This is a genomic window from Cupriavidus sp. FW305-3-2-15-C-LB2 (assembly GCF_058787575.1).
In genome coordinates this window covers 14,329-28,191 of sequence record NZ_JBYSZW010000006.1, presented here as the reverse complement: position 1 = coordinate 28,191, position 13,863 = coordinate 14,329, and the positions used below count along the sequence as shown (strand labels likewise).

Below are 13,863 nucleotides of genomic sequence, written 5' to 3'. Positions count from 1 at the left end.
CATTGTGTTGGCGACGCGTCCACTGCGCCGCTCACACCCGGGTTGAGAAAGCCCCGTCAGGGAGGACGGCCCTGACGGGGCCACGCGACCGTTCAGGCAACGTCGAACCGGTCGAGGTTCATCACCTTGGCCCAGGCGGCGACGAAGTCACGGACAAACTTCTCCTGTCCGTCCTCGCTTGCGTAGACCTCGCAAAGGGCCCGGAGCTGGGAATTCGAACCAAACACCAGGTCGACGCGGGTGCCGGTCCACTTCTTCGCACCGGTCTTGGCGTCACGCCCCTCGAACACGTCCCGGGCCTCCGAGAGCGGCTTCCATTCCATACGCATGTCGAGCAGGTTGCGGAAGAAATCGTTGCTCAGCGTTTCCGGACGGTCGGTGAAGACGCCGTGCGCATCCTGCCCGGTATGCACGTTCAGGACGCGCAGTCCGCCAATGAGCACCGTCATCTCGGGAGCAGTCAGGGTCAGCAATTGCGCCTTGTCGATCAGCAGGTCCTCCGCCCGGATGTTGTACTTCCCCTTCAGGAAGTTGCGGAAGCCATCTGCAATCGGCTCGAGCGCCCCGACGGATTGCACGTCGGTCTGTTCCTGCGAGGCGTCCATGCGGCCCGGCGTAAACGGCACGGTCACCCGATGGCCGGCCTTCTGCGCCGCCTGCTCGATCCCCGCGCCACCGGCCAGCACGATCAGGTCGGCAAGCGAGATCTTCTTGCCGCCGGACTGTGCGCCGTTGAACTCGGCCTGGATCCCTTCGAGCACCTTCAGCACCTTCGCCAGTTGCTCGGGCTCATTGGCTGCCCAGTCCTTCTGCGGGGCCAGGCGGATACGCGCGCCATTGGCGCCGCCGCGCTTGTCCGAGCCGCGGAAGGTGGATGCCGAGGCCCAGGCGGTCTGCACCAGTTGCGAGACCGGCAGCCCTGACGCCAGGATCTTCTGCTTGAGCGCGGCGACGTCCTGCTCGTTGACCAGCGGATGATCGACCGCCGGGATCGGATCCTGCCAGAGCAGCTCTTCGGCCGGCACTTCCGGTCCAAGGTAGCGGGCGCGCGGGCCCATGTCACGGTGGATCAGCTTGAACCAGGCGCGGGCAAAGGCATCGGCGAGCTGGTCAGGATGCTCCAGGAAGCGCCGCGAGATCTTCTCGTAGGCCGGGTCGAAACGCAGCGACAGATCCGTGGTCAGCATCGTCGGCCGCAGCTTCTTCGCAGGATCGTAAGCGTGCGGGATGGTTTCCGCGGCATCCTTGGCAACCCACTGGTTGGCACCGGCGGGGCTCTTGGTCAGCTCCCATTCGTGGCCAAACAGGTTCTCCAGATAGCTATTGCCCCACTTCGTCGGTGTATTGCTCCAGGTCACCTCCAGGCCGCTGGTGATGGTGTCGGCGCCCTTGCCGGTGCCAAAGGTGCTCGCCCATCCCAGGCCCTGGCGTTCGAGATCGGCGCCCTCGGGCTCGGGCCCGATGTTGTCCGCGGGACCGGCACCGTGGGTCTTGCCGAAGGCATGCCCGCCGGCGATCAGCGCGACGGTCTCCTCGTCGTCCATGGCCATGCGCCCGAACGATTCGCGGATGTCGTGGGCCGCGGCAAGCGGGTCCGGATTGCCGTCGGGGCCTTCCGGGTTCACGTAGATCAGGCCCATCTGCACGGCGGCCAGCGGGTTCTCCAGGTTGCGTCCGGAGTCGGTGCGGCTGGTCTCGGTGCCATGCAACGCCTCGTCGGCCACGACCACGCCTTCATCCTTGCCGGCAGCACCCTTGCCATAACGCAGGTCACCGCCCAGCCAGGTCTTTTCCTTGCCCCAGGAAACATCCGCATCCGGTTCCCAGGTGTCTTCCCGGCCACCGCCGAAGCCGAACGTCTTGAAGCCCATGGTCTCGAGCGCGACGTTGCCGGCCAGGATCATCAGGTCGGCCCAGGAGATCTTCTGGCCGTACTTCTGCTTGATCGGCCATAGCAGTCGGCGCGCCTTGTCCAGGCTGGCGTTGTCCGGCCAGCTGTTGAGCGGTGCGAAACGCTGCTGGCCGCGCCCTGCACCACCGCGGCCATCGCCAATGCGGTATGTGCCCGCGCTGTGCCAGGCCATGCGGATAAACAGCGGGCCGTAGTGGCCGAAGTCCGCCGGCCACCAGTCCTGCGAGTCAGTCATCAGCGCGGCCAGGTCCTTCTTCACTGCTGCGAAGTCGAGACTCTTGAAGGCCTTGGCATAGTTGAAGTCGCCGCCCAACGGGTTGGACTTGCTGGAATGCTGGCTCAGCAGGTCCAGACGCAGTTGATTCGGCCACCAGTCACGATTCGTCGTGCCGCCGCCGGCGGCATGGCTGAACGGACACTTTGTTTCGTTAGACATACGTTTCTCCATGTAGGGACGTACTGAACACGCCTGCAGCGATGGCGTCAAAGGTCGGGCAATCAGCGGACGCGCGAGGGCGTGCGCCAACGCAGGAGTCGTGGCGCCCATGGCGAGTCGGGCCGCGTCAGCGGCCGTCCGCAACCGAAATATATGCAATAGGGATCTTCAGGAGAACGTGTTTCTGACTATCCGCGCGATAGGACTTGGTTATGGCACGGCGACAGCTAGGCGCCGAACAGCTCGCTGCAGGCCGCCCGTACTGCCGCGGTCACCTTCCCGCGCCCGTGGTCGCGCCGTTCCAGCATGCCGATGTGACGCATCACCGGCTCGCCGTTGACCAGCAGCGGCAGGATGCGCAGCGCCTCGTCGTCGCGCCAGCGCGCGCGGCGCAGCAGCGGCACCACGGTCACGCCGACCTCCTGCCGCACCAGTTCCACCAGCGCCTCGATCGCGTTCAGCTCCAGGAACTCGTTGACCTTCAGGTGCGCGCGGCGCAGCGCGCGCTCGACCAGCACGCCGGTGCGCTGGCTGCGGTCGAAGCGCAGGTAGGGATTGGTGGCGAGCGCCTCGCGTGCGTCGCGGCCCGGGCTGCCGCGTGCCGCGATCGCCACCAGCGGCTCCTGGTACAGCGGCGTCCAGCGCAGCGTGCCGGGCACGCGCGCGGCGCCCTCGACCAGGATGGCGGCATCCAGCTCGCCGGCCTCGACCTGCGCCGCCAGCTCGATCGACTTGGCGCCGACCAGGCGCACGTCGAGCGCAGGATAAGTGCGCTTCATATGCGCCACCGCATGTGACAGCCCTCCCATCACCGACACCACCGCACCCACCGCCACCGCACCCGCCATGGCTTCGTCCGAGGCCAGCGGCAGGCGCATCTCTTCATACAGCGCCAGCATGCGCCGCGCCTGCGGCAGCAGCGCGCGGCCGTCGGCATTGAGCACGGCCACGCGGCCGTTGCGGTCGAACAGCTCGCGGCGCAATTCGGTCTCCAGCGCGCGCATCTGCAGGCTGACGGCGGCCTGGGTCAGCGCCACCTGGCCGGCAGCGGCGGCAAAGGAGCCGTGCTCGGCCACGGCAACGAAGGTACGGAGGAAGCGGACAGTGCTCATCGGTGCACAGAAGGGAAGAGTCAGGCATATGCCGGCAAGGGCTGATCCTTAAGATTTCCTTGTGACATTGGAAAGAAATATTAGCTTTCTTTGTGACCGGCAGCACGGAATAATGAAGGCCGGCTCATGAATCGGGGCCAATCGCCTGACACCGGAGACAAGAATGAAATCCTGGCTGCGCCGCTTCGGCATCGGCCTTGGCTGCGGGCTTTGCTTGGCCGCCACGCCCGCACTGGCCGATACCTATCCCAGCAAGCCGATCCGCCTGATCGTGCCCTTCCCGGCCAGCGGCGCGACCGACCTGCTGGCACGCGCCATCGCGCAGAAGGTGGGCGCCAACCTGGGCCAGCAGATCGTGGTCGACAACCGCCCCGGCGCCGGCGGCGCGATCGGCTCGGACATGGCCGCCAAGGCCGCTCCCGATGGCTATACGCTGCTGATCGCCACCACCAGCACGCACTCGATCGGGCCGTATATCAACACCCGCCTGCCATACAACACCGAGACCGACTTCACCCCGGTCAGCCAGGTCGCGATCGCCACCAACCTGCTGGTGGTGCCGAACAGCCTGCCGGCGAAAAACGTGCGCGAGCTGATCGACTACGCCAAGAAGCATCCCGGCGAGCTGAACTACGCCTCCAGCGGCAACGGCACCGTGGTGCACCTGACCGCCGAGGCCTTCAAGGCGCAGGCGGGCGTGTTCATCACCCACATCCCCTACCGCGGCACCGCGCTGGCCGTGCCGGACCTGATCTCGGGCAAGGTGCAGGTGCTGTTCGACAGCATCGTGTCGGGCCTGCCGCATGTGAAGGACGGCAAGCTCAAGGCACTGGCAGTGACCAGCGCCAAGCGCTCGCCGCTGGCACCGGAAATCCCCACCGCGAGTGAGTCGGGCCTGCCCGGCTTCGAGTCCGACACCTGGTTCGGCATCTATGGCCCCAAGGGCCTGCCGGCGGATATCGTCAACCGCCTGAATGCCGAGTTCAACAAGGCCATCCAGTCGCCCGAGGTCAAGGAACGCCTGGGCAAGCTGGGCGCCGAGCCGGTCGGCGGCACGCCGGCGCAGTTCGCCGCGATGGTGAAGAAGGACAGCGCGCGCTGGGGCAAGCTGATCAAGGATCGCAAGATCACGGCAGAATAAGGGCCGCAGAATTTGCGCTACGGGCGCACCGAGCACAAGGACACAGACAAGCATGCAGAACTTCAACTGGACCAACCCCTACCCCTCCGTGCGCATCCCGCTGTTTGCGCGCAACGTGGTTTCCACCTCGCACCCGCTGGCTGCGCAAGCCGGACTGCGCATGCTGCTCAAGGGCGGCAATGCGGTCGATGCCGCCATCGCCGCGGCCGCCGCGATCACCATCGTCGAGCCGGTGTCGTGCGGCCTGGGCAGCGATGCCTTTGCCATCCTGTGGGACGGCAAGGAACTGCACGGCCTGAACTCGTCGGGCGTGGCCCCGGCGGCGTGGAGCCCGGAATACTTCAAGAACAAGTACGGCACCGATGCCAACGGCCTGGCCAACCGCCCGATCCGCGGCTGGGACTCGGTCACCGTGCCCGGCGTGGTCGCCGGCTGGGCCGCGCTGCATGAGCGCTTCGGCAAGCTGCCGTTCGCCGACCTGATGGAGCCGGCGATCGAGATCGCCGAGCGCGGCTATGCCGTGCCGCCGGTGGTGGCACACAAGTGGGCCGCCGCGGTGCCTGAACTGAAGGACCAGCCCGGCTATGCCGAGACCTTCATGCCCAATGGCCGCGCACCCGCGGTGGGCGAGAAGTTCACCATGAAGGCTGCCGCCGAAACCCTGCGCAAGATCGGCGCGACCCGTGGCCGCGCTTACTATGAAGGCGAGATCGCCGAGCAGATTGCCGCCTTCAGCCAGCAGTGCGGCGGCGCCATGACGCTCGATGACCTGCGCAACTACCGCCCCGACTGGGTCAAGCCGATCAGCAAGTCCTACCGCGGCTACGAGCTGCACGAGATCCCGCCCAACGGCCAGGGCATCGCCGCGCTGATCGCGCTGGGCATCCTGGACCAGTTCGACATGGCTTCGATCCCGGTGGACTCGGTCGATTCTCAGCACCTGCAGATCGAGGCAATGAAGCTGGCCTTTGCCGACCTCTACCGCTACGTGGCCGACCCGCGCAGCATGGAAGTCACGCCGGAGGAAATGCTCGATGACGCCTACCTGAAGTCACGCGCGAAGCTGATCGACATGCAGCGCGCCACGCATTTCGACTTCGGCATGCCCAAGGTGGGCGGCACCATCTACCTGACCGCCGCCGACGAGAACGGCATGATGATCTCGTTCATCCAGTCCAACTACATGGGCTTCGGCTCGGGCGTGGTGGTGCCGGGCACCGGCATCAGCCTGCAGAACCGCGGCGTGGGCTTCTCGATGGACCCGAAGTCGGCCAACGTGGTCGCGGGCGGCAAGCGTCCGTTCCACACCATCATCCCGGCCTTCCTGACCAGGGACGGCCAGCCGGTGATGAGCTTCGGCGTGATGGGCGGCGACATGCAGCCGCAGGGCCACCTGCAGACCGTGGTGCGCATGCTGGATTACAACCAGCAGCCACAGGCCGCGTGCTGCGCGCCGCGCTGGAAGGTCAACCGCGACTTCACGCTGGATGTGGAAAGCACCATGGACCCGGCCACGGTCGCGGGCCTGAAGGCGCGCGGCCACCAGCTCAAGTCGGTGGACGATCCGTACATGGACTTCGGCTCGGGCCAGTTCATCTGGCGCCTGTCGGAGGACGCCGAGCACGGCTATGTCGCGGCCAGCGACAGCCGGCGCGATGGCCAGGCAGTGGGGTTCTGAGCCGGCTGACTCAGTGCCCTCGCCAGCGATACGCCCGGGTCCGCCCGGGCGTTTTTCATGGCACGGCACAACTGTCCGCAACTGGCCCGCCGGCGATCGGCCCAACTGTGCATGGCGTGTCCGCCCCCGCTCCGTACACTGGTGATCAACCAGCCTCCGGAGCCCCCCGCGCCATGACCACCTACGCCTTCCGCCTGCTCAACGTCTTTGCCGAAGCCACCTTCGGTGGCAATCCGCTATGCGTGTTCGAGGATGCGCGCGGTATGGACGAGGCCACCATGCAGGCACTGGCGCTGCAGTTCAACCTGTCGGAAACCACCTTTATCCTGCCGTCGGAACGTGCCAGCGCGCGGGTGCGCATCTTCACGCCGGGCTATGAAATGCGCTTCGCCGGCCATCCGACGCTGGGCACCGCGCACGCTGTGCGCGACCTGGCCGGAACCGGCGACGCGCTGACGCTGGAGTTCGCGGCGGGCGTGGTGCCGGTGACCGCGCAGGGCGATGTCTGGACCTTCACCGCCCCCCACAGCGGCAAGCCGAAGACCGCGCCGGCGGGCCTGTCCGATGCCGACATCGCCAGCCTGCTCGGCCTGCGGGAACACGACCTGCTGGTGTCGCCGATGTGGGTCGACACCGGCGCCGACCAGCTGCTGGTGGCAGTGCGCGGCACCGATGCCGTGCGCCGCGCCAACCCCGACAGCGCGCGCCTGCAGATCTGGCCGCAGAGCAGCCTGGGCCGCAAGACCGTCTACGTCTTTGCTTTCGACCCGGAGCAGCCCGGCCGCGTGCTGTCGCGCTACTTCTTCACCAAGCAAGGCGGCGGCGTGGCCGAGGACCCGGGCACGGGTTCGGCCTGCGCCAACCTCGGCGGCTGGCTGCTGGCCACCGGCCACGCGCTGCCGGCCGAGTATGCGATCGACCAGGGCGAGGCCGTTGGCCGCCCCTGCCGGCTGCGCCTGAAGGCCGATGCCGAAGGCACCATCCGCGTGGGCGGCCGCGTGCTGGAGATCGGCCGGGGTACCGTGACCGTGTAACGGCATCTGCGCTACATTGACGGTTTCGCCTCCCGCCGACCCACGCCCCGCCTGCCATGACCTCGCACGCCATCACCACGCTGGCCGAACTGGAAGCGCTCTACGCGCAACCGGCGGCCCCGTCGCTGTCCAAGGAAGTCGACTACCTGCACCCGCACTACCGCGCCTTTATCGAGGCGGCGCCCTTCTGCCTGCTGTCGACGGTGGGCGAGGACCGGGCTGAATGCTCGCCGCGCGGCGATGCGCCGGGCTTTGTGCAGGTGCTGGACGAACACACGCTGCTGCTGCCCGACCGGCGCGGCAACAACCGCATCGACAGCCTGCGCAATATCGTTGCCGATCCGCGCGTGGGGCTGCTGTTCGTGATCCCCGGCATCAACGAGACCATCCGCGTCAACGGCACCGCGCAGATCAGCGTCGACCCGGCGCTGGTCGCGCGCTGCTTGGCCGACGGCAAGGCCCCGACCACGGTGCTGGTGGTCACGGTGCAGTCAGTGTTCTTCCAGTGCGCCCGCGCGCTGATCCGCTCGCGGCTGTGGGCAGCGGATGCGCAGGTGGCGCGCCAGTCGCTGCCCAGCAACGGCGAGATCCTGGCCACGCTGAGCGACAACGCCATCGACGGCGCCGCCTACGACCGTGACCTGCCCGAGCGGCAGCGCACCACGCTCTACTAACCTAGCCGCGCGGCAGCCACTCCGGCGCGTGCGTGCCGAGCGGCTCGGACGGCAAGGTCCAGCGCGCCGGCGTTTCCGACAGATGCGCCGCATGACGCACCACCGTCAGCATGCCGAAGCCCGACGGCACGGCCTCAAGCAGGTCGGAAACGTCGTCGATCTTCTGCTCGGGCGCCTTGAGCCCGTCCGGCACGCGCCCCAGGCCGCGCAGCCACTGCCCCACCTGCGCCAGCGACACCCGCACATGCCAGCTGCCGCCCTCCACCGCGCGCCGGTGCAGCGCGGCCATCGCGCCGAAGGCCAGCAGGTAGCCCGCGGCGTGGTCCAGCACCTGCGCCGGCAACGGGCGCGGCATGTCGCTGCCGGCCGCCTGCGCTTCGGCATCATTGAAGCCGGTGGCGGTCTGCACCAGCGAATCGAAGCCGCGCTTGTGCGACCACGGCCCCACATGGCCATAGGCGCTCAGCGACACATAGACGATGCCCGGACGTGCGCGCGCCGCGGCCTCCGGCCCCACGCCCAGCTCGGCCAGGCCGCCGGGCCGGTAGCCCTGCACCATCACGTCGGCACCGTGCAGCAGCTTGTGCAGGGTGCGCTTGTCATCGGGATCGCGCAGGTCCAGCTGGCAGCTGCGCTTGCCGCGGCCGGTGTCGATCACCAGCGGCGGGATCGACGGCAGGTGCGAGGCAGTGACCAGCAGCACGTCGGCGCCATGCGCGGCCAGCGTGCGGCCCGCCACCGGGCCGGCGATGATGCGGGTGAAATCGAGTACGCGCACGCCCGACAGCGGCTGCGCATCCGCGGATGCGGGCGCCGGCAGTGGTTGCGGCGGGGCGTCGCCGATGCGCTCCAGCGTCACCGGCGGCAGGCCGCGCAAGGCGGCCGCCTGCGGATGGCGGTCCCATTCCTCGAAGCTGCGCAATGCCGCAACCACCAGGCCCGCGTCGGACGCCGCGGTCTCGAAGGCTTCGGCGCCCCGCTTTTCCAGCGCGGCCTGCACGGCCGCCTTGTCATTGGCGCAGCCGAGCAAGCGCACCACGCCGTCGCGGTGGTGCGGGAAATTGGTATGCAGGCGCACCCAGCGGCCGTCGCCGCAGCGGTAGATGCCGGCCAGCTTGTCCCACAGTTCGGGCGCGGGGCCACCATCGACGCGCAGGTAGCGTTCGCTGCGGAATTCGGTGATGGCGTGGCGCATGTCGACGCTGACGTCCTGCCAGCGGCCGGTGCGGCTGTGCCACAGTGCGGCGGCTGCCAGCGCCGCGGCGCCAAGGCTGGCCTGGGCGGCGGTGCCCACGGCAAAGCTCGACGGCAGCACCGGCTCGGCGCCGTCCAGCTTCAGGTGCGCCAGCGCCTCGGCGGGCAGGCCGGCATCGCGCCACAGCGCGGCAACGACTTCAGAGGGCTCAAGCGGCACTGGCGCCGCATCGGGTTGGGCGTTCATGGGCATTCCTGCAGCGATGGACCAAAGCCGGCCACCACGGGCCGGCACGCCCCCATGCTACTCCGACACATCACTTTCGTCGCAGCCAGGCGCATCCGCGCGGACGCAAATCCGGGATAAGGGCGGAAATCCGCGGCGGCTCGCGGCGTGCGGCGGCTCCGGCACGGTAAAATCCCGCTATTGGCATTCCGCCACGCAATCTGACGACCCGGCCCCAAGCACCCAGACGCATCAGGCCGGCCAACCGGCGCCATCATGAGCCACGACAACAAGCCTACCGACAGCACCCCCGCCGCCTCCAACTTCCTGCGCAGCATCATCGACCAGGATCTCGCCGCCAGCACCTATGCCGGCCGCCAGGACAAGGCCGGCGAACCGCTGCCGACCGTCATCACCCGCTTCCCGCCGGAGCCCAACGGCTACCTGCATATCGGCCACGCCAAGAGCATCTGCCTGAACTTCGGGCTGGCGCGCGACTATGGCGGCCGCTGCCACCTGCGCTTTGACGACACCAACCCGGTCAAGGAAGACACTGAATACGTCGATTCGATCATCGACGCGGTGCACTGGCTGGGCTTTTCCTGGGACAGCGAGGGCAAGGACGGCACCAGACAGCCGCACCTGTACTACGCCAGCGACTACTTCGACCAGCTCTACGCCTTTGCCGAGACCCTGATCGAGCGCGGCGCCGCCTACATCGACAGCCAGACCGCCGAGCAGATCGCCGCCAGCCGCGGCAATTTCTCCGAGCCGGGCAAGCCCTCGCCCTACCGCGAGCGCAGCGTCGAAGAGAACCTGCAGCTGTTCCGCGACATGCGCGCCGGCAAGTACGCCGACGGCGAGCACGTGCTGCGCGCGAAGATCGACATGACCGCGCCCAATATCGTGATGCGCGACCCGGTGCTCTACCGCATCCGCCATGCCCATCACCACCGCACGGGCGACAAGTGGTGCATCTACCCGATGTACGACTTCACCCACTGCATCTCGGACGCGCTCGAGAACATCACGCATTCGCTGTGCACGCTGGAGTTCGAGAACAACCGCCCGCTGTACGACTGGGTGCTTGAGCACCTGCGCGACAGCGGCGTGTTTCGCGACCCGCTGCCGCACCAGTATGAGTTCGCGCGGCTGAACCTGACCTACGCCATCACCAGCAAGCGCAAGCTCAAGCAGCTGGTCGACGAGCAGCGCGTGGACGGCTGGGACGATCCGCGCATGCCCACGCTGGTGGGCGTGCGCCGGCGCGGCTACACCCCGGAATCGATCCAGCTGTTCTGCGACCGCGTGGGCGTGGCCAAGGCCGACAGCTGGATCGACATGAGCACCCTCGAAGGCGCGGTGCGCGACGACCTGGACGGCCGTGCCGCGCGCGGCGTGGCCGTGCTGGACCCGCTCAAGCTGATCATCGACAACTACCCCGAGGGCCAGAGCGAGGAATGCTCGGCACCGGTCCACCCGAAGAAGCCGGAACTCGGCAAGCGCGTCTTTCCGCTGTCGCGCGAGCTGTGGATCGAGCGCGAGGACTTCAACGAGACTCCGCCCAAGGGCTACTTCCGCCTGTTCCCGGGCAACAAGGTGCGGCTGAAATACGGCTACGTGATCGAGTGCACCGGCGTGGACAAGGATGCCGACGGCAACGTGATCGCCGTGCACGCCAGCTACCTGCCCGAAACCAAGAGCGGCACGCCGGGCGCCGACAGCGTCAAGGTCAAGGGCGTGATCCACTGGGTCAGCGCGGCGCACGCGTACGAGGCCGAAGTGCGCCTGTACGACCGCCTGTTCAACGACCCCAACCCGGATGCCGGCGGCAAGAACTTCGTGGATGCGCTCAACCCGGATTCCAAGCAGGTGATCACCGCCTACCTGGAGCCGGGCCTGCGCGAGGCGCAGCCCGAAGACCGCTTCCAGTTCGAGCGCCATGGCTACTTTGTCGCCGACCGCACCGATTCGCAGCCGGGCAAGCCGGTCTTCAACCGCATCGTCGGTCTGAAAGACAGCTGGGGCAAGTGATGGCCAAACCTGGCAAGGCAGCCGTGCAAACCATCACCTTCCCGCTCGAGGGCGAGTTCATCGCGCTCAATGACCTGCTCAAGCTGGCGGGCGTGTGCGACAGCGGCGGCGCCGGCAAGGCGCTGGTCGCCGCCGGCGAAGTCTCGGTGGACGGCGCGCCTGAATCGCGCAAGACTGCCAAGATCCGCGCCGGGCAGGTGGTGGGCCTGGCGGGCATCGAGATCCGCGTGGTCGCCGCCTGACCGCGCGGGCCGGGCCGGCGGCGCCAGTGACGGCGGCGCCGGCATTGCAACCGAAAGGACTGGACTATGCCGATCGCTTTCTGGTGCGTGCTGCTGGCCGGCATCCTGCCGCTGGCGACGGTGGCCATCGCCAAGGCCAGCGGGCCTGGCTATGACAACCATGACCCGCGCGGCTGGCTGGAGCAGCAGTCCGGCCGCGCGCGCCGCGCCGACATGGCGCACCGCAACCACTTCGAGGCCTTCCCCTTCTTTGCCGCCGCCGTGCTGGCCGCCAGCCACCTGCAGGCGCCGCAGGCCCGCATCGACGAGCTGGCCGTGGTCTTCATCGTGGCCCGCCTGCTCTACACCGTGTGCTACGTGACCGACCGCGCCACGCTGCGCACGCTGTGCTGGACCATCGGCTACCTGTCGGTGGTGGGCATGTTCCTGCTGCCCGTGTTCGTCCACTGAACGCCGACTGAGCCATGGCCGCACGCGCGCTGGCACTCGCTGCCGCCCTGGGCATCACCGCTGCGCAGGCGGCGCCGCTTGAGTACACCATCGATCCGGCGCACACCACCGTCTATTTTTCCGCCAGCCATTTCGAGCGCAGTTCGGTGCGCGGGCGCTTTGGCAAGATCGACGGGCGCCTGGTCTATGACGCGGACAGCGGCGCCGGCGCACTCGACGTGACCGTGGACCTGGCCTCGGTCGATACCGGCAACCGCACCCTGGACGGCGTGCTGCGCTCGGCACAATTCTTCGATACTGCCCAGCACCCGGTGGCGCGGCTGCGCGCGGACCGCTTCCTGATGGAAGGCGGCCGGCTGGCGGCGGTGGAAGGCGAGCTGACGCTGCACGGCGTCACGCAGCCGCTGCGCCTGCAGGCCGAGCGTTTCCGCTGCGGCGAGGTCACCCTGTTCGGCGTGAGCCGGCAGGTCTGCGGCGGTGACTTCCGCGCCGAGGTGCCGCGCAGTGCCTTTGGCATGACCCGCTTCCTGCCCGAGGTAGGCGACACCGTGACGCTGCAAGTGGCGGTCGAGGCATCGCCCGCGGGCAGCACCCCACGGTAACCGTATTCGTCACCTCCGGCGCAAATTTCTCTTGTAGAATCAGCGCTTTGCCCAATTCCCGCCACGCTCGCCTGCGTGTGCCTGATGGGGGCGCGCGAGACCAAGACCATGTTCGACATCCATTCCGGCGACATCGTGGCCGCCGCACTGGCAGCTGCCGGTGCCTGCCTGGCCTGCAGCATTCCGGGCGACTTCCTGCGCCGCTTCCCGCTGTGGGCAGTGCAAACCTACGGCCGCGGCGCGCTGCTGATGCCGTTCCTGGCGATGATGGTCGGCACCTGGCTGTTCCGCCTCGGGGTGGCCGGCCAGATCGACTCCACCGCCGGGCAGGCGCTGATCGTTGCCGCCGGCTTCCTGAGCACGCTGCTGCTGTCGGCGTTGCTGCGCTTCTACCTCAAGGAATACCGCAAGCGCTGAGCCACTGCGCGAGTATGCCGGGCCCGCAGGCGGTGTCCGGCAAATGGCGTATGATGCGGCCTTTTGCGTCTCCCGCACCCCAGCCGGGGCGCCTGCCGCTCACTTCACCTCATGGCGCTCAAATCCACCATCTTCAAAGCTGACCTGTCGGTCTCCGACATGGACCGGCCCTACTACGGCAGCCACAGCCTGACCATCGCCCAGCACCCGTCCGAGAATGACGCGCGCATGATGGTGCGCCTGCTGGCCTTTGCCTGCGAAGCCACCGAAACGCTGGCCTTCACGCGCGGCCTGGACGAACCCGACGAACCCGACCTGTGGGACAAGCGCCTGACCGGCGACATCGCCCACTGGGTCGAACTGGGCCAGCCCGACGAAGCGCGCCTGAAGCGCGCCGCGGCGCGCGCCGAGCGCGTGACCGTCTATACCTACAACGCCGCCAGCGCGCGCGAATGGTGGAAGGGCATGGCGGGCAAGGCCGGCAAGCTGCGCAACGTCACCGTCTACAATGTCCCGGCGGAAGCGGTCGAAGCCCTGGCTGCGCTGGCGCAGCGCGCCATGCGCCTGTCGGTGACGATCCAGGACGGCGACATCTGGGTGGCCGACGACGACCGCAATGTGCAACTGACGCTGGATGTGCTCCAGCGCGCCCAAGCCTGAACGCAGCCGCGCTGCGTTCTCCTCTCACCACGTCTGTTCCCATCGGAAGGA

At 68.1% G+C, this 13,863-nt stretch carries 13 protein-coding genes; 10 read left to right on the top strand and 3 right to left on the bottom strand.

The genetic code is table 11. From position 1 onward, the window contains the following. Positions 1-92: 92 nt before the first annotated feature. Both katG and AC3WRR_RS06735 read right to left on the bottom strand, forming a co-directional pair. Positions 93-2,348, bottom strand: a complete 2,256-nt coding sequence (gene katG, locus AC3WRR_RS06740; protein ID WP_492296508.1) for a catalase/peroxidase HPI — start codon at positions 2,346-2,348, stop codon at positions 93-95. A 227-nt stretch (positions 2,349-2,575) separates the two neighbouring features. Further along, on the bottom strand, positions 2,576-3,460 hold the full coding sequence (locus AC3WRR_RS06735) for a LysR substrate-binding domain-containing protein (RefSeq protein ID WP_010813687.1): 885 nt from the start codon (positions 3,458-3,460) through the stop codon (positions 2,576-2,578). 163 nt (positions 3,461-3,623) lie between these two features. Between AC3WRR_RS06735 and AC3WRR_RS06730 the strand changes: the two genes are divergently transcribed. The 4 genes from AC3WRR_RS06730 (at position 3,624) to AC3WRR_RS06715 (ending at position 7,987) form a co-directional block, all read left to right on the top strand. Then, complete coding sequence (locus AC3WRR_RS06730) at positions 3,624-4,601, top strand: Bug family tripartite tricarboxylate transporter substrate binding protein (RefSeq protein WP_010813688.1); 978 nt, start codon at positions 3,624-3,626, stop codon at positions 4,599-4,601. A 52-nt stretch (positions 4,602-4,653) separates the two neighbouring features. Beyond that, on the top strand, positions 4,654-6,279 hold the full coding sequence (gene ggt, locus AC3WRR_RS06725; protein WP_011615828.1) for a gamma-glutamyltransferase: 1,626 nt from the start codon (positions 4,654-4,656) through the stop codon (positions 6,277-6,279). Between the two features lie 173 nt (positions 6,280-6,452). Then, the gene (locus AC3WRR_RS06720; protein WP_011615829.1) at positions 6,453-7,313 is read left to right on the top strand and encodes a PhzF family phenazine biosynthesis protein; all 861 of its coding nucleotides are present in this window, start codon (positions 6,453-6,455) and stop codon (positions 7,311-7,313) included. A 56-nt stretch (positions 7,314-7,369) separates the two neighbouring features. After that, positions 7,370-7,987 (top strand): pyridoxamine 5'-phosphate oxidase family protein, encoded by a 618-nt coding sequence (locus AC3WRR_RS06715; RefSeq protein WP_010813691.1) that lies wholly within the window; start codon positions 7,370-7,372, stop codon positions 7,985-7,987. Position 7,988: 1 nt separating this feature from the next. Here the strand turns inward: AC3WRR_RS06715 and AC3WRR_RS06710 are convergent, their stop codons facing one another. Beyond that, on the bottom strand, positions 7,989-9,428 hold the full coding sequence (locus tag AC3WRR_RS06710; protein WP_058696670.1) for a CoA transferase: 1,440 nt from the start codon (positions 9,426-9,428) through the stop codon (positions 7,989-7,991). Between the two features lie 255 nt (positions 9,429-9,683). Between AC3WRR_RS06710 and AC3WRR_RS06705 the strand changes: the two genes are divergently transcribed. The 6 genes from AC3WRR_RS06705 to AC3WRR_RS06680 all read left to right on the top strand — a co-directional run bounded on the left by AC3WRR_RS06705 (position 9,684) and on the right by AC3WRR_RS06680 (position 13,812). Then, complete coding sequence (locus AC3WRR_RS06705) at positions 9,684-11,441, top strand: glutamine--tRNA ligase/YqeY domain fusion protein (protein WP_492296505.1); 1,758 nt, start codon at positions 9,684-9,686, stop codon at positions 11,439-11,441. Next, a complete protein-coding gene (locus tag AC3WRR_RS06700) occupies positions 11,441-11,683 on the top strand; it encodes an RNA-binding S4 domain-containing protein (RefSeq protein ID WP_010813694.1) in 243 nt (80 codons plus the stop codon). Before AC3WRR_RS06705 ends, AC3WRR_RS06700 begins: the two co-directional genes overlap by 1 nt. A gap of 66 nt (positions 11,684-11,749) precedes the next feature. Beyond that, entirely contained in the window at positions 11,750-12,133 is a 384-nt protein-coding gene (locus AC3WRR_RS06695; RefSeq protein ID WP_010813695.1) for an MAPEG family protein, read from the top strand. 14 nt (positions 12,134-12,147) lie between these two features. Then, the gene (locus AC3WRR_RS06690) at positions 12,148-12,735 is read left to right on the top strand and encodes a YceI family protein (protein ID WP_011615833.1); all 588 of its coding nucleotides are present in this window, start codon (positions 12,148-12,150) and stop codon (positions 12,733-12,735) included. A 108-nt stretch (positions 12,736-12,843) separates the two neighbouring features. Continuing rightward, entirely contained in the window at positions 12,844-13,152 is a 309-nt protein-coding gene (locus AC3WRR_RS06685) for a hypothetical protein (protein ID WP_011615834.1), read from the top strand. A gap of 111 nt (positions 13,153-13,263) precedes the next feature. Then, entirely contained in the window at positions 13,264-13,812 is a 549-nt protein-coding gene (locus tag AC3WRR_RS06680) for a YaeQ family protein (protein ID WP_010813698.1), read from the top strand. Positions 13,813-13,863 lie beyond the last annotated feature (51 nt).